The sequence below is a fragment of the Shewanella oncorhynchi genome, from assembly GCF_030848765.1.
Classification (GTDB): Bacteria; Pseudomonadota; Gammaproteobacteria; order Enterobacterales; family Shewanellaceae; genus Shewanella; species Shewanella oncorhynchi.
This window is the reverse complement of the sequence record NZ_CP132914.1, coordinates 1991128-2016059: the sequence shown is the minus strand read 5'-3', so window position 1 is coordinate 2016059 and position 24932 is coordinate 1991128. Positions and strand designations below refer to the sequence as shown.

The window sequence follows — 24932 nt, the reverse complement described above, 5'->3', positions numbered from 1 at the left end:
TGGGCAAATAAAAACCCGCTCAAGATAGGTTCTTGGCGGGTTTATGAGATATCGTGACAATTGAGTCGAGTCGAACAGTTCAGCATTTAAATAAAGCTAATATAATCAATAGCATTACACTAACTAAACTGAGTCACTGTGTTCTGTTAAAGCGGTAAACGGCCATTGAATGACAAAGCTAACGTCGTACTATCGACGTATTCAAGCTCTCCACCAACGGGTACACCGTGGGCGATGCGACTGATCATCACCTTATGGCGTCTGGCCATATCAGCAATAAAATGCGCTGTTGCCTCGCCTTCTACCGTCGGATTGGTCGCCAGAATCAACTCAACAACATCACCCGAGGCCAAGTGGCGCTCAAGTAACGCTAAACCTAGCTCTTCCGGCCCAACACCATCGAGTGGCGATAAATGGCCTAATAGAACAAAGTAGCGACCGGTGAAATGTCCACCCGCCTCAATGGCTAATACATCGGCGGGCGTTTCCACCACACAAATGGTGGAAGACGTACCGCGTTTATGGCTAGCACAAATCGGACAGAGGGTTTCTTCAGTGTAGGTTCGGCAAGACTGACAATGACCGACGTCACTCATCGCACTGGACAGCGCACTGGCTAACTTAAGCCCTGCTTTTCGGTCGCGTTCAAGTAACTGAAACGCCATACGTTGCGCCGATTTAGGCCCAACCCCAGGTAAACAACGCAGGGACTGAATTAACTCATCTAACAATGGACTAAATTTCATCGGCTATCTCAATTAAAATGGCATTTTCATGCCTGGTGGTAATTGCATGCCACCAGTAACTTCAGCCATTTTAGTTTTTTGGTTTTCTTCGATTCGACGGGCTGCGTCATTACAAGCCGCAGCAATCAAATCTTCCAGCATTTCTTTGTCGTCTTCCATCAGGCTTGGGTCGATTTCGACTTTACGCACTGTGTGCGCGCCAGTCATGGTGACTTTCACCAAACCTGCACCAGATTCACCCACCATTTCCATACGGGCGATTTCTTCCTGCATTTTGGCCATTTTTTCTTGCATCATCTGGGCCTGTTTCATCAAATTGCCCATACCGCCTTTTCCAAACATAGTCATTTCTCTTCTATTAGGGTTAGTCGCAAGCATTAACGCGGCTAATCTTACTTAAATAAATGGGATTGGCAATCAATGCCGTTATCTTGTTAATAAACTTATGATCTCGATGCAGAGTTTCTCAGCAGCATCACTATAGATATGCACTCGAAGCCTAAATTTAAACCACAGCGTTACAAATTAACGATGAAAATTTTACCCAAAGACTCGCCAATAATGGCTAACTCGCAGCCTCAGTTAACTCAGGTAACGCTTGTATTTGCTGACTGCGTAAATTCAACAACTCTGGCGGATATACTAGACTATCGGCATCGAGTTCGGCGCCCATACGTTGGATCAACCATTGCACATTGTCATCATGAATCAATGATTGATGCGCTTGTTGCAGCAACTCTTGGTGGAAACGCTTACGTAACTCTAAGGGCGTTTCCCGCTGTTCATCGATTCCTATGACCACTTGTACCCGTCTTGGGTTCCCGAGCGCGGTAGTTAAGGCTTGCTCAAGCTGCACTATGGCAACATCGGCCGCTAAATGCTTCTGGTTTGGTTTAAGCAGCAACGGCAAAGGATCGCTCAAGGTTTGGCAGACAGAATTAACCGCCAGTTGCCGCACTCGCCCGCCGATCTCTAAGCTCGCCATCAACTTGTACCAATGTAAATCTAATGGATGACCGCTAATAGGTTGAGTCGAACTGAGCGCGACTTGTGTCTCCTGCGTGTGTTCCACTGTATTTGACGCATTTGTCAGTGCTGTTGTGCTAGCCAAAGCAAACTCTGAGGCGGGTATTTCTTCTTGACGTACAGCCTGATTTTGAAGTATTTCCGACTTCAAACTTGATGCTGCGACCTGCCCGTCACTCAGGGATAGAGTGTCATCTTGTGCATGATTAGGTGTGTAACTCTCGCCTAAAAGCTCTTGAGCATGACTGGTTTGAACATTATTTATATCAGTAGCTTGCGCGCTCACAGGCTGAACACTGTCAGTCTTATTGCTATCGACTTGCGTCACTTCGATAGATTCAGATTCAGGCGCTGCCTCCCAAGGCGGACGATCATCTGCAGTTGACGGTTTGACAGGCTTCTCAGAGACAATTCCAGTTGAAATGACGACTGAAGATACTGCTTGGTGCAGATCGATAGGCTCAAGATCTAAGTCGAAGTCATCATCAAAATCTATCGCTAAATCAGGGTCTAAATCAGATGCTGGATCAACAGAAAATGCCACACTTGGCTGACTCGCTTCAATTTTAGTAACCGATTTAGGTAAGGTTACACCATGTGATTTAGTGTTTGGCGTCTTAAGTTTTGAGTCCAATGACGACTTTTTTTCATCACCGTCCTTAGCACTTAAGGCGTCAAGATCCGATAGCAGTGAATCCCGAGCCGCCAACACCGCCGAGAGAATATCATCATCGGCTAAGGATACAGAAGCGGCTTGTTGTAGCGCTTGCTCTTGTATTGAATCTGATACTGAGGTCTGTGATTGAGTGAAGACTTGAGCCACAGGTGCTAACTGACGATCAGCAGAAGCTTGCATGCCTGCAGCGTTTGAAACACCTACAGAACTTTGAACATCAACAGAATTTATAGCCTCTTGCGAATCAAAGCCATGGTTAAAGTTATCATCATTATAAGCGCCAGAGGAGAAATCAGCATAAACGTCTTGATAGGAATCAAGCGGAGCTGACTCTAGGGCATAATCCCCTATCGCTGGATATGAATGCTCAGCTTCATTTCCATCAAGACTATTGGCATCATGCCCTAGCTCAAAAGTGTTGTTATCGAAGATGTTCTCTGCAGCAGGGTCTTTATCAGAAAGAGCTTTATCTACACTGTCACCACACTCAACAGCTGTTGAATTGACAGCAGTTTCAGGCTCTGCCGTATTCACTAGACTCAGCTCGGAAGCTGTTGTGACTAATTCAATTCCTTGAATATTATGAGTATCAATACTAACAACCGATGCCTCGATACCAGTAACGGATTCTGAAGTGTGTATAAGAGACGCTTGAACGGTTGATACTGTTTGAGTTTGTGGCTCGACCTCAGCATTCACTATCTCAACGTTTAAGCTGCCAGCGTTAAATCCCTGACTCTGCGCCTGACTTAGAATCACCGCCTGTTCGGCAATTAATGCCGCATCCGCTTGGAGCTCAGCATCAAGTGCCTGCTCTGTGGTATCGGCAGGCTCAATTAATGCTGTTTTTTTTTCAGCAGGCAGTTGTTCCGCAGTATGTGGCTCAGCAAACTGTTGTTCTTTTACATCATGAGCTTGCGCTGTCGCAACTGGCGTTTGCCCTTCGGATAAACTGATCTCAGCGACCGCATCAGGCTGCCAGCGCTTTACTGGCTTTTCCGGCACAAACGCCACAGCGCGTAATAGCGCCATCTCAAGACCCGATTTAGGATCCGGTGCATGGGGTAAGTCTTTGCGGCCTGTTAATAAAATCTGATAATAAAGCTGCACCTGTTCCGGCTTAAGCTGTTCGGCAAAGGCGCGAATCTGTGCGCTATACAAGGATTGCTGCGCGCACGCGGGGGCAAATTGGGTCAAGGTAATTTGATGTAACAACTCAAGTAAACTGCGTAGCACTTCTTGGGCATCTGCGCCGTACGCAAGCACTTGGGCACAGGTATGCATTAACACACCAATATCGGCATCGGTTAAGGCATTAAGCAAGGCAACTACATGCTGCTCATCAATACTGCCAAGCATGGTTTGCACTTGGCCAAGCATCACATTACCGCCACCAAAGGCGATGGCTTGATCTGTCAAACTCAAGGCATCACGCATACTGCCATTGGCAGCTTTAGCCAGCAATTTTAGGGCTTCTACATCAAAGGGAAACTGCTCTTGGGTCAAGATATGATTGAGCTGAGTGCCAATTTCAGCTTGGGTCAGGCTTTTTAAATTGAACTGCAAACAACGAGATAACACAGTCACTGGCAGTTTCTGCGGATCGGTGGTCGCCAGAAGAAATTTAACGTGCTCGGGGGGTTCTTCTAAGGTTTTTAGCAGTGCGTTAAAACTGCTGCGCGACAGCATATGCACTTCGTCGATGAGATAAACCTTAAAGCGGCCACGGGTTGGACGATACTGCACATTGTCTAACAGCTCACGGGTATCATCGACCTTAGTGCGAGATGCGGCATCGACTTCAATCAAATCGACAAAACGGCCTTGGGCGATTTCCACACAACTGCCGCAAACACCACAGGGAGTGGCTGTCACGCCTTGTTCGCAATTTAAGCCTTTGGCAAAGAGTCGCGCCAAGCTGGTTTTACCGACACCGCGCGTTCCCGTAAACAGGTAAGCATGGTGTAAGCGCTGCTGGCTTAACGCATTGGTCAAGGCATGCAAAACATGGCTTTGGCCAACCATTTGATCAAATGTGGCAGGGCGCCATTTTCTGGCTAACACCTGATATGACATGGAACTCCCCAGAGTATGTGATACAAAAGCGGGAGCATGCGCCCCGAGAACTTTGAAAGATAACATGCCATGATTTGACATGCCATCAAACTATCCCAAGGCGCCTTTAGCTGCAGATTTATTCGCCTTCAAACTCACAAAGTTTAACCAACTCAAGCCCTAATGCGGTTAAACGGGCTTCACCGCCTAAATCAGGTAATGAGATCACAAAGGCCGCATGTTTAACTTCACCGCCGAGTTGGCGAATGAGTTTAACGGTTGCTTCGATAGTACCGCCAGTGGCGAGTAAATCGTCAACAACGAGCACTTTGTCATTTGCGCTAATCGCATCAGTATGAATTTCTAGGCTATCGTGACCGTATTCCAGTTCATAGCTTTGGCTGATGGTTGCACGCGGCAATTTGCCGGGTTTACGCACAGGTACAAAACCGATACCCAATTCTAAAGCCAACGGTGCACCAAATAAGAAACCACGGGCTTCAGTACCCACAATTTTGGTAAAGCCTTGACCACGATAATGTTCAACTAACAAGTCGATGGTCGCTTTATAGGCTGCTGCATTCTCAAGCAAACTGGTGACATCTCGAAATAAAATCCCTTCCTTAGGATAATTAGGAATCGTTTTAATGCTTTGCTTTATCAAGGATAAGGTTTCTGTATTCATAGCCATCATATTTGCTTAATAAGTTACTTAATCAATTCACCAACCTAGCGGTGGCGGTATAAAACAAAACGTCCACACTGGGTGGACGCATTGTCGAAAGTCGGACAAAGCTTATGCCGCTTTAGTTTTAGTTGCAACAATCACAATGCACAAGTGATGGAAAGGTTATCAATTTGTGCCTTAGATCAAACCCTGTCGGCACTCTGTTAAATATCCTCAACAAGAACACGACTAAACTTTCAGTCACAGCGCCTGAGCCCATTCAATCACTCAATCATCCCTCTATTTCAGGTATACCTTTAAGATACCCAAGTAAGACCAACGCCATGACAAACAGCAGACCTTTTACCCAAAGGATAGGGACCACAATAATGCTGACACTAAAACTGAGTGCGCTAACTATCATGGCTTTGCGTTTCAATCCCTTACGCATTGCTCGCTGCTCTTGCCACTGGGTTAAGGCGTCGGCAAACCAGGGATGTGTCATCAACCAATGGTGTAAACGTTCACTCGAGCGGGCAAAGCAGAAGGCAGCAAGCAAGATAAAAGGCACGGTCGGCAATATCGGTAGCACGATACCGACTAAACCTAAGACTAAAGCGGTTAAGCCTAACAGTAAAAATAATCCGCGCTTTAATACCATAGGTTTAAATGCCCTTTATCGGAAAAACAAAAGCCACTCGAAGAGTGGCCAATAGGCTACGCGCTAGAGATTAACGCTCGCTTAAATTAAACCTAAATGCTTTAACCAAGACAGACTTGCTGGCAGAGTCGGCAACAGTAAAACTAAAATAAAACCAATAAAATACAAAAAATTAAATGGGTCTTTGAACGGCTGACTACTCATTACAGCTCCTCTAGTATGTGCAAGTATAAGTGCGCAAGAATCGTACAGTGATTGAGATCACAAAAAGGCCGACATTGTAGCGGTTTGTCAAATTAATAAAAACCCTCTAAATGTAGGGTTATTGCATTTATTTCGGCAATAATCCCAACCTTAAGACTGACGTCCGCGCACTATCCCTTTGGCCGCTAATTGCTCGAGTAACTGCATACAACCTTGCTCAATAATCTCTGGCGCCATTTGAGGGTAAGTGATTGTTAACCAATCAACTATCTCTTTAAAACCCGCTTGGCCTTGAGCTTGAAGAAATGCCAGCACCTGTGCGCTTAAGGGATTTAACTGTAAGAAGCACACTTCACAATCGGCATCTTGATAGAGACAAAAAAACACTGGCGTATCAAGTCGTTGCTGCGGCCGATAATCCTGACGAATGTGCTGCACCTCAAAGTGATACTGCGCTACCCTCGCCGTCTGCGACAAACATAAAGCCTGCGTCGACATTTGCGCTGAGCTGAGTTGAGATTCATCCTCACTCGCCTGTGCGACCGCAACGGCCAACTCTAGCCATTCATAGTGCGCTAATTCGAGCATAAAAACAGGATCATTTGCCGTGGGCTGATATTCCTGCTGTAAAAAATCTAAAAACTCACCCGCTATATCGATAAAAATGGGCGATTGGCAATCATGTTGACTGAAAAAACGCTGCACCAATGTCAGCCAATCCTCCTCAGAATACAAACTTTTAAGCACGGGAAAGCCGTTCGACACAAATCCCAGCACATTATTAAAAAATAACTCGCGGTAAACCTGCATACGCCGGAAATCAGTATCCGCGGGCAATGGCGAAGAGGGATCGCGGATATAATCGATAAAGGATTGCTGCACTTGCTTAAAATCCATTAGGCGCTCCTCTTTACGGCATGAGCGCTATTTTGGGCATGGGAGCTGGACGCCGCCATTTGATAACAGTGAATTTGATTTATCTCGAGCAACAATTCAGCGGTTGTCGGCAAATTAAAGTCACGCTCAAGCAACGTCGATTTTACCCCATGCAAGGCATAACAGCGCTGTAATAATGTCCAGACGGGATCGTTAATGGCTGCGCCATGGGTATCAATGAGCAGATCTTCAGCTTGTTTGTAGTGCCCAGCAATATGCAGATAAGCGATGCGCTCCGTCGGCATGGCCTGTAAAAAGGCATCGGCATCGTATTGATGGTTTATCGAGTTAACATAGATGTTGTTCACATCCAGTAACAGTTTACAATCGGCTTCTTGCAGCACGGCATTAACGAATTCAAGTTCTGTCATTTGCGCACCTGGAGCGGCATAAAAAGACACATTTTCTAAAATAAGCGGCCGCTCTAGAATATCTTCTACTTGCTTGACCCGCGCCGCCACATGCTTCACTGCAGCGTCGGTAAAAGGGATAGGCATTAAATCATATAAGTGACCTTGCCCTGAGCAATAACTTAAATGTTCGGAATAGACTTGGATTTGATGTAAATCCATAAAGGTTTTGATATTTTTTACAAACGCGAGATCTAAAGGTTCAGGGCTACCAATGGATAAACTCAAACCGTGGCAGTAGAAAGTATGTTGCTCAGTCAACTCACGAAATTGGCGGCCAAATTTACCACCTAAGGTCATCCAGTTTTCTGGTGCCACTTCAAAAAAATTAATCGCTTCTGGCACCGATTCACAAAACTCACTGAGCATTTCTCGCCGTAAGCCCAGCCCTACCTGTGCCGTATTTTTTTGATCATTCATAGAACCTCACGAACGCTAACCTGTAATCGCTTAAGAATAAAACACAAGAGACCAGCGCTGGCTGGCCTCTTTAGGCTCAATTATCCCAATAACTGCAGGGATAAAACAAACCCGCTTTACTTCACTTCTTTTTTAACGGCTTCGACTTTAGCATCCACTTTTTCAGCGGTTTTCTTCATATCAGCGCCACATTTCGCTTCACCACACTTACCTTCATGGGCCTTATCAGCGGCTTTCTTCATGTCAGCACCGCATTTCGCTTCGCCACATTTCCCCTCATGAGCTTTATCTGCAGCCGCTTTTTTCATCTCAGCACCGCATTTAGCCTCACCACACTTACCTTCTTTGGCTTTTTCAGCGGCGGCTTTCTTCATGTCTGCGCCGCATTTGGCTTCACCACATTTGCCTTCTGAACCGACAATTTGATAGCCCGCATCCATAGCTTCAAAACCAAATGGGTTAGTTTGTGCATTGACAGCAAAAGCTGAACTCATCACAACTGAACCTAACGCTACTGCAACTGCTGTTTTTTTAACTGAATTCATAAATAATCCCTTCTTGTTTATTGAGTAATAATGACCAACAACAGTTTAAGTAGCTGGCTTACAACAAAAGACCTGCCTTATTTCGATTCTATTGCAAAAAATATCACTAAGTCACAGAAATGGTAAAAATATCCTGCTAGGACAATCAGTTTAGCTTGGATTTTAGTTATTGGCGCACCTATTCATCCTCCTTCATCAGGCCACTTTGTAACTTAGGGCTGATCAGGTAGAATGCTCGCCCTTTGCAACAGATATGGGTTTACTACAGTGCGTGTGATTTTGGCTCCAATGGAAGGCGTAGTAGACGCTTTGATGCGTGACATCCTATCGACCATCAATCCCTACGATTTGCTCGTCACCGAATTTGTGCGAGTGGTAGACCAACTGCTACCTGAAAAGGTCTTTCTCAAACTGTGTCCTGAACTACTCAATAACGGCAACACCCCTTCAGGTACGCCAGTACGAGTACAATTGCTTGGTCAAGAACCCCAATGTATGGGCGAAAATGCCCTGCGTGCCATTGAGCTAGGCTCACACGGTGTTGATGCAAACTTTGGCTGTCCAGCAAAAATTGTTAACCGCAGTAAAGGTGGCGCCGTATTATTGCAATATCCTGAGAGTGTGCACGATATTGTCAAAGCCATGCGTCAAGCAGTACCAAAAGAGCATGCCGTAACGGCCAAAATACGTTTGGGCTATGAAGATAAGTCACTGTTTATGGAAAACGCCATTGCTGTGTATGAAGCCGGTGCAACTGAACTTGCCATCCATGCGCGCAGTAAAGTCGACGGTTACAGACCGCCAGCCTACTGGGAATACATCACCGAAGTGCGCAAACGTTTGCCGATCCCAGTGATCGCCAACGGTGAAATTTGGAACAGTGACGATGCTAAGCGTTGTATCGAGGTCACGGGCTGCGACAGTATCATGATCGGCCGCGGGGCAATTTCATTGCCGAACTTGGCTGATACTATCAAGACAGGAGCCACTCCTTATACTTGGGCGCAAACCTTAGGGCTCATGCTCAGTTATACCCAAAGGGAACTCAATGGCCGTAAGAGTGACTATTACCCAGCCCGGATCAAACAGTGGTTCACCTATCTCAACCGTCAATATCCCGAAGCCGATACCTTGTTTAGGGAACTGCGAGTCTTTAAAACAACGGAAGAAATAGTCCGCGTATTAGAAACGGCGCAACGGAACTTATGCGACGAATAATCGCGACGATATGTGTGATAAAAGGGCTTTTGCCGCAGCACATATAATGCGATAAGAATGAAGTACTTTTTCGATTTTTAACGGCTAAAAAACCGAAAATGTGGCAGATACTTGATCTTTATCATAGTCGTTGATAGTGGAACTATTAGACTGGACGCCTAGAGTCAAATGAAATAGGCGATTTTACGTGAGCACCACCCATATCAGACATGAATTGTCAGAGCTTGAAGCTAATCTAAGGAAAGAAATAGGCGCGCTCCCTCTGTTCCTCGAAGCCATAGGGGAGCATTACGCTAGCCTGAGTCTGGCAGAATTAATTGATAAATTGGCTCAGACACCACTGGCTGAACACCCACTATTTTGCCGGTTAAATAAACTTGATGCCGCCTTTTGCCAGCTCGACTTAGGTCTCTACGGTCTTTGCTCAGATTGTGAGGCAGAAATTGAAACCGAACGCTTAAGCCAAGATCCCACCGAACAACGCTGCACCTCCTGCGCCGAGCATTATCAGCATGAACACCGCCACGAACTGCGCCTCACACATTGATAGCGCTCATTCGACATCCAGTAAACTGCCTTATAAGTAAAAAAACCTCCGCAAGCGGAGGTTTGAGTTATCCAGGGAGGGCGGACAACCTAAAACTTCTGGTTTATTCTCAGGTAATACGTTCTACCTAACACATCATATAAACCCACATTCACATCGCGATAATCGGCGTAGGTGTAATAGTTTGGTGTTTCAGCATCAAACACATTATTCACCCCTACTGTGATAGAGCCGTTATAAGCATGGGTATAACCAAACTGAATGTTATGTTTAAAGTAATTATCGTAATCAACATAACGGTCGGTTTCTTCTAACTCGTTGAAATAACTTGCTGATTGACTACCGATATAAACAACTGTCCATGCGGCAGAGAAATCATCGTATTTCCAACTGGTCGCAAAGTTACCACGCCAATCGGGCGAGTCAGTCGACCCTGCGTAGTCGATCATGTCTGCTTCAGCGTTATCCTGCTTTTTAAAATCAAGCACATGAGTTAAATCCAGTTTGAAATTGAAATCCCCAAAGCCTGTTTCTAAGTTATAAGCCGTAACAAAATCGATACCTGAGGTCTCAACTGTAGCTAAGTTACGAACTCCGGCTTCAATATATTCAATCTTGCCATCAGGACCGCGCGTCACATAGGGAGAAGAACCATTCTTGATTTCATCACGCAGGATATCATCCACATCAATTGACTCAATTTTGTTGTCATAGGTGATTGAGTAATAAGATAACTCCAGGTTCCATGCGTCAGTGACATTCCAAACGCCGCCAAAGGTTAACGAGTTACCCTCTTCAGCCTCTAGATCAGGATTCCCTCCATACCAGGTTTTATGTTGATTATTAGTCGCGCAATATATGGCATCCACGTTACCAGGTTCATTACACCATAAAGAATCAACACCCTTCTCAAAACTCAAGGATTGAGACGAGAACATTTCGCTCATATTCGGCGCACGGAATGAGTCACCATAGCTAGCACGCAGTAATAACGTGTCTATAGGACGCCAGCTTAAACCAAACTTAGGCACTACGGCATCGAAGGTCGATGAATTAACAACTTCCCCCTGAGGCCCTGTGAGAGTTCCTTCCTGCTCATAGCGCTCATAACGTACTGCGGCAGAAAACTCAACATTGGCAGGTAAGCCTACTTGGAGTTCCAAATAAGCGGCGCTACGGTCACGTGTGGCATCCACATCATCACCACCCGAACCGCCGGAGATAATACCCGCGGCCGATTCTGGATCACTGGTTTGCTTAAACTTGATCATTTCATATTCAAGACCGCCCACCATAGCGACTGAAAGATCACCGTCATCGAGCAGTAAGGTCGAAGCAAGACCATCCAATTGAGTACTTTCAAATTTTCCCTGATAAACTCCAGTATGCGCAGCTTTACGATACAGATCTGTCATCTGTTGATCCCACTGCTCATAACTCATGCCAGAGGTATTGAAAATATCATATTGCTCTGAATCAATTTCTTGCTGAATAATATCGTCATTGAGTAAATTATAGTTAAAACTATTTGTCGTCGATGTTGCGTGCTGGGCATTTAATTCCCAGTCGATACCATTCCCTGAATCTATTGTACCAACAAAGCCACCTAGAATATCAAAGTTGTTGGTTTCAGTTAATGTATCTCGCTCGCCAAGTTGCGCGCCTCGCATAGAAATCACTAATTCTTCGCCAACTGGATTAAACTTATTATCGGCACTCATCACAGGGGTATTCGTTGATACTGGCGTACCCGCATAACGGGTTTCAGTTTCTGCTAATGAAGCAGAAGCACGGCCTCGGAATTTTATATTCTCTGAAATCTCATAGGAGAAATTAGATAACAGCGAATTACGGGTTTGATCGCCAAATAACTTAGTGACATTGCCATGATTATATAAACAACGACCATCACCTGAGTCTATGGTATTTTCCGTTTTTTCACATATATCTGAATTACTATACCAGCTACCATTGCCTGGTCCATATTTACCGTTTGGTACTGAGCTATATCCACTATATGCATTATAACTTGAATCGTCCATTCGCCAAATATCACGATCCATTACCGCTTTAGTATCATAATATTCATAGGTTAGCGTGATATTGCCTTTATCAGTATTAAAGCCAGTTGCAAGTGATAAACGGTTAGCATCGCCCCCTTCTACGCTTGGCTGCTCAGTGCTGTAATCAAGCTGAAACCCTTCAAACTCCTTCTTAGTGATAATATTTATCACGCCCGCAACCGCATCGGAACCATATACTGCCGAGGCGCCATCGCGCAGGATTTCAATGCGCTCCACGATAGCCATAGGGATAGAAGATGTATCGGCCACAGAGCCAGAGCTTGAACTCGTGCCAGGCATACGGCGTCCATCTAATAACACTAATGTCGCAGACGATCCTAAACCGCGTAAATTGACATCACTGGTTGAGCTTGCACCAGAGCCATAGCCTGAAATACCACGCCAAGAACCAAAGCTGTTTATCGCGGAGTTATTCAATACGTCAGCAACGGTTTTTTCACCCGTCATGGCAATATCCGCAGCATTAATGACAGTCACGGGTGAAACAGTTTCCATATCAACTTGTTTAATACGAGAACCCGTCACTTCAATGCGTTCAACTTTCGCATTTTCTTCTGCTGCACTTACCGCTGCAGAAAAGCCTATTCCAGAAAAAACCACACTGCTTGTCGCCACTGTAATTAAACTAGTACGAACGGCTTTGGCCGTTAAACTTAAATAGCGCATTAATCTCTCCTTGAGGTAAATAAAACCCTATGTTTGTTATTTTTATATTTGGCAAGCGAACTCTATTTCGCTGTAGGGATAATGTTAATGCGCAACATCTAAGTCAACCATTAAAAACAATTAATCTCAAACTAAAACAAATTGACACAAAATAAATCAACTTGAATATAAGATATCCGGATATACATCATGGAGTTAAGCAATACAGACCTGTTGAATATATTAAATATTTAATTTGATACAATAAATCTCAATTGTTAACCAAAAGAACACCGAGAAACTCACGCCACAAATGAATCAAAGTGTATCCCAAATAAAACGCTGAATATTAATTTACACTTAGTTCAATATTAATTAACCATAAAAAATGCCACTCATTTGAGTGGCATTAATATTGAAACACTGAGTAATGATTGATTACTTAAAGTTGGCAACCTTCAACACTTTTTGAGTTCTCATAAACAATATCGCCTACAGGATTGTAGTCAGCAGCTTTAATCACTTGTTTCTCTTTCAAGAAAGAATAGAGTAAATCAGCATCAACAAAACCCGTTTGAATTGGGCTGGTTAGTTTAGGATAACCGTCACCACCCGCAGCATTAAAGCTAGGTACAGTGAACTTATAAGTGGCTGTTGGGCTAAAATCCTTGCCGCCAATGTCGCTGATGTTGGCTGTTTTAGCCTCACAGTCAATGGTCATTTTCACACCAGTGATTTGTGCATAACCACCAGAACCGACTTGAAGGCTGCCGACTGCGCCTAAATAAGCCGCAACTTCAGTACCCGTCATTTCGTTAAGGGTAACCATATTACCAAATGGCTGAACTGTCAGCACGTCACGGTAACTGATGTTGCCTGGTTTGATAGATGCACGTACACCGCCTGAGTTCATTACACCAAAATCAGCAGTCACTTTAGCACTTTGTGCCATCGCTAACATACGGCCTAAGTTAGTTTGCTTATTACGCACGTTTGCACGCTCACCATCTAACAGGGCATCCGTTGTCGCAATGACTTCGCCTAACTTAGCTTGACCTTTCTCTTGATAGTAAGAAAGCAGTTCTTTTAACTCTGAATCCGGTTCAATTTTAGTGCCAGCTAAGTCAGCAGTTTTCTTACCAGCATCATCCAGTTTGCGCATATTCACAGGGACAAGCTTGTAGCTCGCTAGATGGAGTTCACCGTTAAAGTATTCAAAATCTGCACGGCCAACATATTTACCCCATTCATGGGCTTGCATGATCCAAGTGCCATTTTGTTTATCAGGTGCACATGCATCACCAGGTTTAAAGGCTGCATAGGCTTTGTTGTCAGTCCCCGGTTCCATACACACTGGATTCTGTGAATGACCACCGATAACAACTTGTAAATCCCCTTCTTTCAATGCGCGAGCCATAGCCACATCGCCAGGGGCATTACTACCATTTTTACCATCCGCGTAATGACCCATGTGCGTGGTAGCGAAAATGATATCTGCCGCTTTGGCATCTTTAATTTCTTTAATCACTTTAGCAACTTCCACCTTGGGATCGGTGAATGTTAGATCGCTAATGTATTCTGGGTTACCAATCTTAGCAGTGTCTTCTGTCGTTAAACCAATAACAGCAACTTTAAGACCATTAATGTCAAATACTTTATAGGCATCAAAATAACGTTCGCCAGGTTTGCCTTCGGCATTTTTACGGTAAATGTTCGCCGCTAACATAGGGAATTCAGCAAGGCGACGCTGCATATCAAGTACTGATAACGGATTGTCAAACTCATGGTTACCAACAGCCATGGCGTCATAACCAATTTTATTCATGCCCGTAAAGTCTGGTATGGCATCTTGAAGATCAGATTCTGGTACACCCGTATTAATATCACCACCAGATAATAATAAGGTTTGACTGCCATTCTTACTCACTTCTGCACGAATTTGATCAACCAGAGTTTTCTGAGCGGCTAAACCGTATTCACCATCACTGTTTTCCCAGAAACGGCCATGGTTGTCATTGGTATGTAAAACGGTAAACGTTTTACAAGCACTTCCCGCTTCAGCACACGTTGTTGGAACTTTATCGTCATCACTATTATTACAACCCGCAAGTGCAGCGAGAACAGCAGTTGCAACTAATCCTTTAATAAGCATATGTCTCATTACATCAACCCCTTGATTTTAATTATTTTATCATAGAAAGATTGCCGTGAACTCCATCAAGTTCAGCGTCACGGATAATAGCAAATAATAAAGATAAATTGTGTCATTTTTATTAAAAACTTGACATTTATATGAAATTTGGCGGGCATTTTAAGAAGGATTTGTTTCATATAAAAAATAAGCTGAATGACTGATTTTTATATATTTAGAGAATACAAAATAAAAATGGAATAAATGGATTTTAATCGTTTGTTATAAATAACTTAGGAAATATGAAAAAACATCGCGATTGTTCCTTTAAAAAAACAAGCATGGGTAAATTTCAACTTACCGCATGCTGCTTTTATCAGCAATTAGACTTATCTACATTTCAAATCGCTGTAATAACCACTTAGAAATCGCTTTCAATTGTTCAGGAATGACAGAATGAGGCATTGGATAAGTCTGCCACGTAACATGATAGCCGCCCGCCGTTAAAGCTTCTTTTGCTAACATTCCAGCGGATAATGGTACAACATCATCCTGTAGACCGTGTTGCTGTAATATGGGTGTATTGCGATTCGCCGCACTTAATTCAGCGGGTAACACATCGCCCGTCGGTAAATAGCAAGACAACGCCATAATCCCTGCAAGTGGCTCAGGGAAACGCAGTCCAGAGAATAAACTCATTACTCCACCCTGACTGAATCCCGCTAATACGATACGTTGGCTCGCAATACCCGCCGCGATTTGTTCATTAATTAATGCGGCAACCCTTTTTTCCGACTCAAGCACGCCTTGCATATCCGCTCTGTCATGCAAATCCATGCTTTTAATATCGTACCAAGCGCGCATAACGTAGCCACCATTAATGGTCACTGCTTGCTCTGGTGCATGGGGAAAAATAAATCGAATAGCATGATCTACAGGTAAGCCTAATGCAGGCACTACGGGAGCAAATCCGGCCCCCGAATCCCCTAATCCATGTAACCAAATAACCACAGCCGTAGCAGGCGTCTTAGGTTCGACAACAATACGCTCAAGAGAAACTGACATACTAAAAATTCCCAATTCGATATTAAACACTCATCAACTAAAAAATGATGATAAATCTATACGTTAAACACTCATCACCACTCGGGCACAGGTTATTCAGCATCCATGCCCAGCACATCTTGAATCGTACGTAACTGAGTATTTGAGTCCAATACTAAGCTCCAACGTACACCGCCACCATCGGCGATCAGCATAGGAGGCTGACGTCTCAAGCCGATATCCTCAGCACTCGCTTGCAGTACGATACTGGCAACGTTGAGGCGCACTTGAACCTCGAACTCAGTAACGATTAACTTACCCTGCGAAAAATCTAACACCATTTTGATAACCGCCCTATGTGAAAACGCCGTCATCATAGCAAACTTGTGCTCTTTTACCGATGGCATTTCCTGACCAGCATCCAAGCCATTAAAGTTTGATTACATTTGAGCTAACAGTGAGATAACAAATCCAGTGAATTATCAGGTAAACTTTTGCTCTATATAGAGTGGGTTAACAGAAAACCAAGCTGAATTGATGGTCTTATCACCCCAAACTCGAACTAACATACTTCATCATTAGGCTACTATAAATAATGCTTTCACTTCGTCGAACCGTCCTTTGCAGCACCCTAGTCTTTGCCCTGCAACTACTTCCCTGCGCTTATGCCAATAGCACTCCAAATACCTTAACCACTGAGCCTACTGCCACTGTTGTACAAGCTGATACGCAGCAGAACCAAGATGCACTGACCTACGCCAATTACACTGAAGTCAGCGTGAGTCATTTGGAACTAGCCCTTGTAGTCGATTTTAAGCAAAACCGCTTATCCGGTGAAGCCACCCTCGATTTAGCTTGGCATAAGGCGGGGAAAGAACTCATCTTAGATACTCGAGATCTGACGATTAACAGCGTAAGTGCTTTAAATACAGCTGGAAAATGGCAAAGCGTGCCCTTCACCTTAGCTAAAGCGAACGCTGTAAAAGGTGCGGCACTGACCATCAAACTTGCCGATGAAGATACCCAAAAAGTTAAAATCAATTACCACACGTCGAATAATCCGTCTGGTATTCAATGGTTAACTCCAGAGCAAACCCAAGGTAAACAGTTGCCTTTTATGTTCAGTCAGAGTCAGGCGATTCACGCCCGCAGTTGGATCCCACTGCAAGATACGCCAGCCGTTCGCCAAACCTATAGTGCCACAATTACTGCCGATAAAGCCATCACTGTGGTCATGAGTGCCGATCGCAAAATCCTGTCGAGCAGTCAGACCCAATTCACTATGCCGCAGGCTATTCCAGCTTATTTGATTGCCATTGCGGCCGGACATTTAAAGTTTGCTCCCTTAGATAACATCTCGGGCATTTGGGCTGAGCCAGAGATCCTCGACAAAGCGAGCAAAGAATTTGCCGACACGCCAGAAATGATCAAAATCGCGGCTAAACGTTATGGCGATTACCCTTGGGGACGTTATGACTTACTTATCTTGCCACCAAGTTTTCCCTTTGGCGGCATGGAAAACCCGCGTTTGTCTTTTATTACACCCACAGTGATCGCGGGTGATAAAAGCTTAGTGAGCCTCATCGCCCACGAACTTGCGCACTCGTGGTCAGGTAATTTAGTGACCAACGCCACTTGGCGCGATCTCTGGCTTAATGAAGGTTTTACGACCTATGTTGAGAACCGCATCATGGAAGATCTCTATGGTCGTGACCGAGCGCTGATGGAGCAAACCATCGGCTACTCTGAATTGCTTGCCGAGCTTGCAGAACTTACTCCTGCCGATTCAGTGCTACATCTCAATCTCGGTAAACGTTCGCCCGACGAAGCCTTCAGCGGTGTCCCTTATATAAAAGGCCAGTTGTTCTTAATATTTTTAGAGCAAAAATTTGGCCGTGAACGCTTCGACACTTTTGTGAAAAGCTACTTCAATCATTTTGCATTTCAGAGTATTACTACGGCGCAATTCCGTGAATATTTATCTTTGAATCTATTAAACAAATATCCCCATCTTGTCAGTGAAGGTGAAGTGGATACTTGGATTGAAGGTCAAGGTTTACCGTCATTTCTTGTGCCGCCCAATTCCCATGCCTTCGATGATATCGATGCCCAAAGACAAACTTGGCTCGAGGGTAAACTCAGTGCAAGCGAGTTGAAAACCAGCACTTGGACAGTCCACCAGTGGTTAAGATTCATCAATGAAATGCCAAGGATCAATCTAGATCAAACCAAACTTGCCGAGCTAGATAAGGCGTTCCATTTTACGGGCACTGGCAACAGTGAAATTGCTTTCGCATGGTATTCACTCGCCCTAGACAACGGCTATTACGCAGTACTACCCGCATTAAAACAACACTTAACCCATATTGGCCGCATGCGCTTAATCGTGCCTTTATATCAAAAGCTAGCAAGCTCTGATAAATACGACTGGGCCAAGAGTGTCTATCTCAAGGCTCACAGCGGCTACCATCCCCAAACCCAAGCAAGCCTAGATATGATGTTTGCCGACAAACCACTCGAGCATGAACATAGCCATTAGCAAGATAAAGAGCCATTAGCGGTTGCGACAATCATTAAGCCATTAGCACCATAAAAACAAAAAGCCCAAACCTAGGTTTGGGCTTTTGCTATTTAATCTTTAGCCTCGATTCATTCAACTCATACTGAACTTATACTCCACTCACATTGAGTCAGATAAAAGCCAAGTTCGAAGCCGAGCCCGAAGCCTAAAGATTAGTGGTGATGACCACCTGCACCATGGGCATGACCGTGGGCGATTTCTTCATCACTCGCATCACGGGCACCTACGACTTCAATATCAAATGTCAGTTCGCGGCCGGCTAATGGATGGTTTACATCCACAGTCGCCATAAACTTACCCATTTTAACGATAGTCACTTGGCGCTGACCTTGGTCGGTATTAACCACTGCTGTCATGCCTGGTTTCCACACAGTCGCACCCAGTAAATGCTTAACTGACACACGTTGGTGTGCGTCAGCATCCGCTACACGCTCACCGTAGGTTTCAGCAGCAGGCAAGGTTACAGTGAACTTTTCACCTATGGCTTTACCGTTTATCGCGTTTTCTACACCTGGCATCATGTTGTCATGACCGTGTAAATAGGCAATCGGATCGCGACCTTCGTTCGTCTCGATCACTTCACCTTTCTCGTCGCGCAGTGTGTAGTTAAACTGCACAACCATATCGTCTTTAATGCTCATCGAATATCCTTTGATTTTCTTCGATTTCAATTGTGGGCCGAGCTTAACAAAACTGCGCTTTTCACTCCACTTTTTTATCCGGCCTCAAAGCACTCAAAACCCGCAGCGAGCGCTCTTTGGCTACAGTAGCTACTGTAACTAAAGTGATAATCCTAAAGCGGTAAACACCTCTGGGCTTGGGAAGCCATCGGCAATCATCTGTTTGCTACGTTGAAAGGCTTGCAACCCTGCCATAGAGTTACGTCCCAACACGCCATCAGGCTTACCAACATCAAATCCAGCCTCGTTCAGTTTTGTTTGCAGTTGCTTTACTTGCTCGCGGCTTAAGCGTGGTTGCTCAGGCGGACTGACTATCAAGGGTTGTCCACCATTAATACGATCGGCCAAGTGCCCAACCGTAATGGCATAAAATTCGGAGCGATTCCAACGCATGATCACATTAAAATTCTCATAACCTAAAAAGGCTGGGCCTGTGTGTCCCGCAGGCAAATACAGCGCAGCTTGAATATCGACGGCAGGCAAAGGTTGCTCATTCGACTGCGTTACATTGAGCGCTGCCCATTCCGATAACGACAAGGGCTGTTTCGCACCTAAATGACTGTAACTAAAATCCTTTGGCAACAAAACTTCACGCCCCCAACGCTGATTACGCTGCCAACCTAAGTGCTGCAAAAAGTTCGCGGCAGAAGTGAGCGCATCTGTGGTGCTATTCCATAAATCGGCCTTACCGTCCCCATCACCATCGACTGCATATTTGGCATACGCAGAAGGCATAAATTGCGTATGTCCCATAGCACCTGCCCATGATCCCACCATAGTGTCATCATCAAACTGATACTTTTCTTTCAGTTTTAAGGCTTGCATCAGCTCTATGGTGAAATAATTGCTACGGCGTGGCTCACAGGCCAAAGTCGCCAGCGAATTCAATACCGACATTTTGCCTTTATAGGAACCGTAGTTCGTTTCCAGCCCCCAAAAAGACAAGATATATTGCGGCGGGACACCGTATTTTTGCGCTAATTGATTGAGTAGAACACTGTGCTTTTGCAGTAATCGGCGGCCTTCATTGACCCGCCATTCGGTCGCGCGCTTACTGAAATAATTATCAAATGTCTGGCTGAATTCGGGTTGCTGTTGGTCCAGCTCAATCACTCGAGGGACAAATTTCAAGTTCGCAATGGTAGAGTTTATCGTCGCCTCTGACAGGCCTTCTGCACGTGCCCGCGCTTGCAGTCCAGTCAAGCACATTGGAAACGCCTCTGCATTAGATTGTACGCTAGCACTGATATCGGGCATTTGATTGACTTCAGCAGCAATGCCACTTGCGTTAGTGCTGATTGCGTTAGCACTCGCCGTTGGCGCACTTGAACAGGCACTCAGACTGACACAGGCGGCAATACTCGCAAATAGATAAGTTAACCCTTTAATTTTAATCAAATCAACAACTCCAATATTTGATCTCACAACAATGACACAGTAATCACACTGCTGTGGCTAAACACGACAATCTTCCTTCTTCGAGAGGGAATTGCCCTAGAGAGATATTCGCCTTGGCATAACGAGTTAAAGGTTAGAATCCAAAACACCTTTAACGGCCAAAAGCATAGAAGACACGTTTCTCCGCTACGTAAAGCCCCTATCTGAGCCACATTTAGTCAGTAAAACAGCCTGTACCAAGGCGACTCATTACCAATAATCCTGACCCATAGTGACACGTAACACAATCCTTATCGCCATAAATACCTTGCGGCATAGGCTTATTGCTCAGTTATCCAACACAAAAAAATTCTTAACAAAGAATCCCTTGGTATCGCAGCACGTTACCGTATAATGGATAAGTTAACAGCACACATCAAAGAGACCTATCATGACTGAAATCAATGCGGCTTTGGCTGGCTTTATCAAAAATGTAAAACAACATCAGACGCTTTGGGGTCTAATGGATGAAACTGGCGAAGGCTGGGTCGTTTGTGATTCTTCAGAATTTGAAGACACAGATGTGATGCCATTATGGTCAAATGAAGCTACTGCAAAATCCCATTGCAGCGACGAATGGCACGACTATCAACCCGTTTCTATTTCATTAGAAGAATTTCTAGAATATTGGGTCTCAGATCTAAACGACGATGGTGTATTAATCGGTGTTGATTGGCAAACCGATGAAGATTGTCTTGAACTTGATCCGATTGTTTTAGCAAAAGATTTGGTTGATGTTGAAGAGGTTTAATCGCTTCAGTATGCCATTGATGACATCAAGGACTGAGGTGCTCATTCCTTGATGTCTGCTATTCCGCTTATCGATATTCCCTTCGACAAACGCCATACCTGCTGGTTTTGTGGCGAACCGAGTCATCAACAGTTCGAATATATCGCACACACACATACACCACATGCTTCGTTAGCTGTGCCCACCTGCAGCGAATGTTTGCGATTAGCCAAACAACATACTCTTAGTTCCATTTGGGATTGTCGTATGGCCGTCAAAGATGCACTGATGCGTATTTATGCGAAACACCTCGCCATTGGGATTAATTGGACAGAAGAAGAGCTTACTGAGTCCGAATTCTCCTGCAAAGTGTTTGAAGGTTTTAAAAAAAGTGCTTGGATGATGTACCAAATTGCCCGCGACCGTATCAATTCGCCCGGTTGGCCACTGGTATTAGAGGGCGAAGAAATTGACGACCAAGGTTATAACGCAGGTTTTGAATTCGATGGCGTGACTTTTAATTCAGTCAATGCCGCTATCCAATACTATTCGACGCAATTCACTTTAGATCCACAGTTTTTTGCCGAACTTGTACGCCTCGTCGGCCGAGCAAGATTCAACTATGCCTTAAGGCTCGCCCGTATCCATATCGCCGCCGCCAAAGAAATGAAGCGCCAAGTATTACACGATATAGCAGCCGAATTAGCGTTATAATCGAGCGAGTTACAGGTAGTTGGTCGGCAGATGTTCGCAGAAAAGCAGTTGAAAGAATGTGATTCAAAGACCGTATTAAAAACTGTTATTAAAGCGTTCATTCAAAGCGCCGAACCTATCGATGATCGACTCAAGGTCAATCACCGATAGTTCAAATCTCAAAATGCGATCAGTGATTGATCACTTGTCTTAATCTTTCTTGCACCACTTCCACCAGCAAATCCGGTTGGAACTTAGAAATAAACTTATCACAGCCCACTTTTTCAACCATGGCATGGTTAAAACTGCCACTCAACGAAGTATTTAAGGTGATGAATAAATCCGACATAGCTTTATCGCTACGCACTTCAGAAGTGAGCTTATAACCGTCCATTTCGGGCATTTCGGCATCGGTAATCATCATCAATAATTCTTTGGCAACTTGTTTACCTTCATCACGCCATTTCTGCAATAACGTCAGCGCTTGTAAGCCATCAGATGCCTCAATAATTTCGATACCCAGTTGGCCTAACGTTTCACGCACTTGACGTCTGGCGGTCGACGAATCATCCACAATCAGGATTTTTCTGCCAGGCATTTCATGGACTAAGGTTTCGTCAAGTACACCTTCAGATAAACGGATATCGTAGTGAATGATCTCCGCCAAGACTTTTTCTACGTCGATAATAGACACTAACTGCGACTGACCTTGATGCTCTATGCGAGTAATTGCCGTTAGATAATTATTACGCCCAGCCGTTTTCGGCGGCGGCATAATATCGCTCCAAGTCATGTTGATAATGTGTTCAACCTTACCGACTAAGAAACCCTGCACACTACGGTTATATTCTGTGATGATCATATTGGCATCTTCGTTAGGCGGCACGGGCTTAAACCCTATGGCCGAACGTAAATCAATCACGGGGATAGAAATCCCACGAATATTAGCAACACCAGAAATATGCGGATGACTACCCGGCATCGCATTCAAGGGAGGAAGCTTGACGACTTCTTTGACTTTAAAGACGTTAATGGCAAATAACTGCGTGGAATTAATGCTAAAGAGCAACAACTCAAGTCGGTTCTCACCAACGAGTTTGGTACGCTGATCTACGGTTGCAAGTACGTTTGCCATAATGCTGCTTCTCTACTCTTGAGGAAAATCCTTTCCCCACATGCGACGGATTAGCTCAAATTATAGCGGTAAACTCCCATGAAGAACCATGCCGAGAGTCTATTTTATCTAAAAATTACAACCACTCTCGCAAAGTTCGGCCATAAACTTCGTTTAGCGCATCTCAGATATCTGCATCCCTAAGCTTATATTTTCAGATAATACGCGACATTGCTAATATTTGGTCTTAGTGTTAACGCAATCATTTAATCCTAACGATTCAACTTAGGTTAAGCACCAACTCTAACGCCTAACGCCTAACGCCTAACGCCTAACGCCTAACGCCTAACGCAATATTTTCTGGGCGAGCACCATACCCGCAAGATTAAAGGCATTTCTATCGCGGACAATCTCAAATCCCAGCTGGCGCAATACCGTTAACAACTCACTATGATTAAAGCGATTCTGTTGTGGATGCTCAAATAAGCGCCGGCTCAATGGGTTACAAATTGCGGCACGATATAAATCCTCTATCACAAAGTATCCGTTCGGTTTCAGCACCCTTACAACTTCCTTAATGGCCGCTTGCCACTCTGGAATATGGTGAAATACGGCAAAATCAAACACCATATCAAACTCGCTATCGGCAAAGGGTAAACATGTTGCATCAGCAACCGAGAAACTCAGCCCTTTTAATCCTTGCGGCCGAGATTGCCAGCGGGATTGTGCGGAGGCAACCATGTCAGGGTCGATATCCACGGCCGTGATATGTCCCGCGCCAAAATGTTCGCGGATCAACTGAATGCCGTTACCAAACCCACAACCTATTTCTAATGCGCGTTCGCACAAAGCCATAGGTTTTGGCATCATAGAGGTCAATAAGGGCGCTTCGAGATGATTTTGTAGCCAAAAACGTAATGGATGCTGAACGATCTTTTTCTCAAATGGATTTAATTTCATGCCATCCTCTCACTATGGGTAAACTACTGTTGAATAATTTTACTGATCGAACTGCCATTATGGTACGTAATGATAGGAACATAAGTTCACCAGAGGCCACGATGAAATTACCTCTTTTTCCATTACCCATTTGTTTATTGCCCGAAGGTTACACGCAACTGCGGGTATTTGAACCTAGATATAAGCGCTTGGTCGCCGAATCATTAAAGTCAGGCCAAGGCTTTGGCTTATGTATGCTTGAAGAGGATGGTAAAACCATTCAGCCCATAGGCACCTTAGTGCATATTATTGATTTTGAAACCTTACCAGACGGACTATTAGGGATCAGTATTCAAGGTTCAAAACGCTTTAAACTTGATAAAATCAGTGTCGAAGCCGATGGTTTAAAGCGCGGAGACGTCAGTTTAATCGACAATTGGCCTGCTGTACGTATTGCGACCGATGAACGTTACTTGAGTCAAATGTTACAAAACATTCTTAAGGAATATCCGCAACATCTCAAGCACTACCAAACAGAACAGTTCGATGATATCGCTTGGGTCTGCCAGCGCTGGCTAGAAATATTACCCGTACAAGCATCCGAAAAGTACACCTGCATTAATGCCTTAGATCATATTATGACCCGAGATCTATTGCGGGCCGTCATTAAATAATGCTGTGAATGATCCTTTATTTAAGCCACTTCGTATTGATTGGAAGTTTGACAGCAAAACTGGGCTCAG

The 24932-nt window shown here is 44.5% G+C and carries 23 protein-coding genes; 6 read left to right on the top strand and 17 right to left on the bottom strand.

Going from position 1 to position 24932, the window contains the following annotated elements; all coding sequences use genetic code 11:
• Nucleotides 1-146: 146 nt before the first annotated feature.
• The 9 genes from recR to RA178_RS09025 all read right to left on the bottom strand — a co-directional run bounded on the left by recR (nt 147) and on the right by RA178_RS09025 (nt 8346).
• On the bottom strand, nt 147-746 hold the full coding sequence (gene recR, locus RA178_RS09065; protein ID WP_259520178.1) for a recombination mediator RecR: 600 nt from the start codon (nt 744-746) through the stop codon (nt 147-149).
• Between the two features lie 12 nt (nt 747-758).
• The gene (locus tag RA178_RS09060) at nt 759-1088 is read right to left on the bottom strand and encodes a YbaB/EbfC family nucleoid-associated protein (RefSeq protein WP_028759630.1); all 330 of its coding nucleotides are present in this window, start codon (nt 1086-1088) and stop codon (nt 759-761) included.
• A 223-nt stretch (nt 1089-1311) separates the two neighbouring features.
• Complete coding sequence (gene dnaX, locus RA178_RS09055; RefSeq protein WP_306685182.1) at nt 1312-4605, bottom strand: DNA polymerase III subunit gamma/tau; 3294 nt, start codon at nt 4603-4605, stop codon at nt 1312-1314.
• Between the two features lie 37 nt (nt 4606-4642).
• Entirely contained in the window at nt 4643-5194 is a 552-nt protein-coding gene (apt, locus tag RA178_RS09050) for an adenine phosphoribosyltransferase (protein ID WP_105252212.1), read from the bottom strand.
• A 268-nt stretch (nt 5195-5462) separates the two neighbouring features.
• Nucleotides 5463-5831, bottom strand: a complete 369-nt coding sequence (locus RA178_RS09045) for a YbaN family protein (RefSeq protein WP_131525002.1) — start codon at nt 5829-5831, stop codon at nt 5463-5465.
• A gap of 81 nt (nt 5832-5912) precedes the next feature.
• Nucleotides 5913-6035 (bottom strand): hypothetical protein, encoded by a 123-nt coding sequence (locus RA178_RS09040; RefSeq protein WP_006082086.1) that lies wholly within the window; start codon nt 6033-6035, stop codon nt 5913-5915.
• A 150-nt stretch (nt 6036-6185) separates the two neighbouring features.
• Nucleotides 6186-6932 (bottom strand): HvfC family RiPP maturation protein, encoded by a 747-nt coding sequence (locus RA178_RS09035; RefSeq protein ID WP_306685181.1) that lies wholly within the window; start codon nt 6930-6932, stop codon nt 6186-6188.
• Nucleotides 6932-7801 carry an HvfB family MNIO-type RiPP peptide maturase gene (locus RA178_RS09030; protein WP_306685180.1) on the bottom strand — a complete coding sequence of 290 codons (870 nt, stop codon included), beginning with the start codon at nt 7799-7801 and terminating at the stop codon, nt 6932-6934. The genes RA178_RS09035 and RA178_RS09030 overlap by 1 nt, the downstream gene beginning before the upstream one ends.
• 116 nt (nt 7802-7917) lie before the next feature.
• A complete protein-coding gene (locus RA178_RS09025; RefSeq protein ID WP_028759624.1) occupies nt 7918-8346 on the bottom strand; it encodes an HvfA family oxazolone/thioamide-modified RiPP metallophore in 429 nt (142 codons plus the stop codon).
• Between the two features lie 267 nt (nt 8347-8613).
• Between RA178_RS09025 and RA178_RS09020 the strand changes: the two genes are divergently transcribed.
• Entirely contained in the window at nt 8614-9564 is a 951-nt protein-coding gene (locus tag RA178_RS09020; RefSeq protein ID WP_105253104.1) for a tRNA-dihydrouridine synthase, read from the top strand.
• A 187-nt stretch (nt 9565-9751) separates the two neighbouring features.
• On the top strand, nt 9752-10111 hold the full coding sequence (locus tag RA178_RS09015) for a TraR/DksA C4-type zinc finger protein (RefSeq protein WP_105252207.1): 360 nt from the start codon (nt 9752-9754) through the stop codon (nt 10109-10111).
• 89 nt (nt 10112-10200) lie between these two features.
• Here RA178_RS09015 and RA178_RS09010 read toward each other — a convergent pair whose 3' ends face one another.
• The 4 genes from RA178_RS09010 to RA178_RS08995 all read right to left on the bottom strand — a co-directional run bounded on the left by RA178_RS09010 (nt 10201) and on the right by RA178_RS08995 (nt 16356).
• Nucleotides 10201-12861, bottom strand: coding sequence for a TonB-dependent receptor (locus tag RA178_RS09010; RefSeq protein WP_306685179.1), 2661 nt, complete (start codon nt 12859-12861; stop codon nt 10201-10203).
• A gap of 421 nt (nt 12862-13282) precedes the next feature.
• Nucleotides 13283-15001 (bottom strand): bifunctional UDP-sugar hydrolase/5'-nucleotidase UshA, encoded by a 1719-nt coding sequence (ushA, locus tag RA178_RS09005; protein WP_263142468.1) that lies wholly within the window; start codon nt 14999-15001, stop codon nt 13283-13285.
• 363 nt (nt 15002-15364) lie between these two features.
• Nucleotides 15365-16036, bottom strand: coding sequence for an alpha/beta hydrolase (locus RA178_RS09000; protein ID WP_219255626.1), 672 nt, complete (start codon nt 16034-16036; stop codon nt 15365-15367).
• A gap of 92 nt (nt 16037-16128) precedes the next feature.
• On the bottom strand, nt 16129-16356 hold the full coding sequence (locus RA178_RS08995) for a DUF3389 family protein (protein ID WP_306685403.1): 228 nt from the start codon (nt 16354-16356) through the stop codon (nt 16129-16131).
• Nucleotides 16357-16610: 254 nt separating this feature from the next.
• Here RA178_RS08995 and RA178_RS08990 point away from each other — a divergent pair, with 254 nt between their 5' ends.
• Nucleotides 16611-18554, top strand: a complete 1944-nt coding sequence (locus tag RA178_RS08990; RefSeq protein ID WP_306685177.1) for a M1 family metallopeptidase — start codon at nt 16611-16613, stop codon at nt 18552-18554.
• A gap of 194 nt (nt 18555-18748) precedes the next feature.
• On the opposite strand, the gene RA178_RS08985 is transcribed toward RA178_RS08990, so the two are convergent.
• Both RA178_RS08985 and RA178_RS08980 read right to left on the bottom strand, forming a co-directional pair.
• Entirely contained in the window at nt 18749-19237 is a 489-nt protein-coding gene (locus RA178_RS08985) for an FKBP-type peptidyl-prolyl cis-trans isomerase (RefSeq protein WP_105252202.1), read from the bottom strand.
• 138 nt (nt 19238-19375) lie between these two features.
• Nucleotides 19376-20674 carry a lytic murein transglycosylase gene (locus RA178_RS08980; protein WP_306685176.1) on the bottom strand — a complete coding sequence of 433 codons (1299 nt, stop codon included), beginning with the start codon at nt 20672-20674 and terminating at the stop codon, nt 19376-19378.
• Nucleotides 20675-21104: 430 nt separating this feature from the next.
• On the opposite strand from RA178_RS08980, the gene RA178_RS08975 reads away from it, so the two are divergent.
• Together RA178_RS08975 and RA178_RS08970 are read left to right on the top strand one after the other, a co-directional pair.
• The gene (locus tag RA178_RS08975) at nt 21105-21464 is read left to right on the top strand and encodes a DUF2750 domain-containing protein (RefSeq protein WP_028759614.1); all 360 of its coding nucleotides are present in this window, start codon (nt 21105-21107) and stop codon (nt 21462-21464) included.
• A gap of 51 nt (nt 21465-21515) precedes the next feature.
• The gene (locus RA178_RS08970) at nt 21516-22157 is read left to right on the top strand and encodes a hypothetical protein (protein WP_306685175.1); all 642 of its coding nucleotides are present in this window, start codon (nt 21516-21518) and stop codon (nt 22155-22157) included.
• 169 nt (nt 22158-22326) lie between these two features.
• Here RA178_RS08970 and RA178_RS08965 read toward each other — a convergent pair whose 3' ends face one another.
• Nucleotides 22327-23271: a chemotaxis protein CheV gene (locus RA178_RS08965; protein ID WP_105252200.1), complete on the bottom strand. Its 945-nt coding sequence runs from the start codon at nt 23269-23271 to the stop codon at nt 22327-22329.
• Between the two features lie 324 nt (nt 23272-23595).
• Complete coding sequence (locus RA178_RS08960) at nt 23596-24210, bottom strand: class I SAM-dependent methyltransferase (protein ID WP_263181456.1); 615 nt, start codon at nt 24208-24210, stop codon at nt 23596-23598.
• A 101-nt stretch (nt 24211-24311) separates the two neighbouring features.
• Here RA178_RS08960 and RA178_RS08955 point away from each other — a divergent pair, with 101 nt between their 5' ends.
• Nucleotides 24312-24863 carry an LON peptidase substrate-binding domain-containing protein gene (locus RA178_RS08955; protein ID WP_028759610.1) on the top strand — a complete coding sequence of 184 codons (552 nt, stop codon included), beginning with the start codon at nt 24312-24314 and terminating at the stop codon, nt 24861-24863.
• Nucleotides 24864-24932 lie beyond the last annotated feature (69 nt).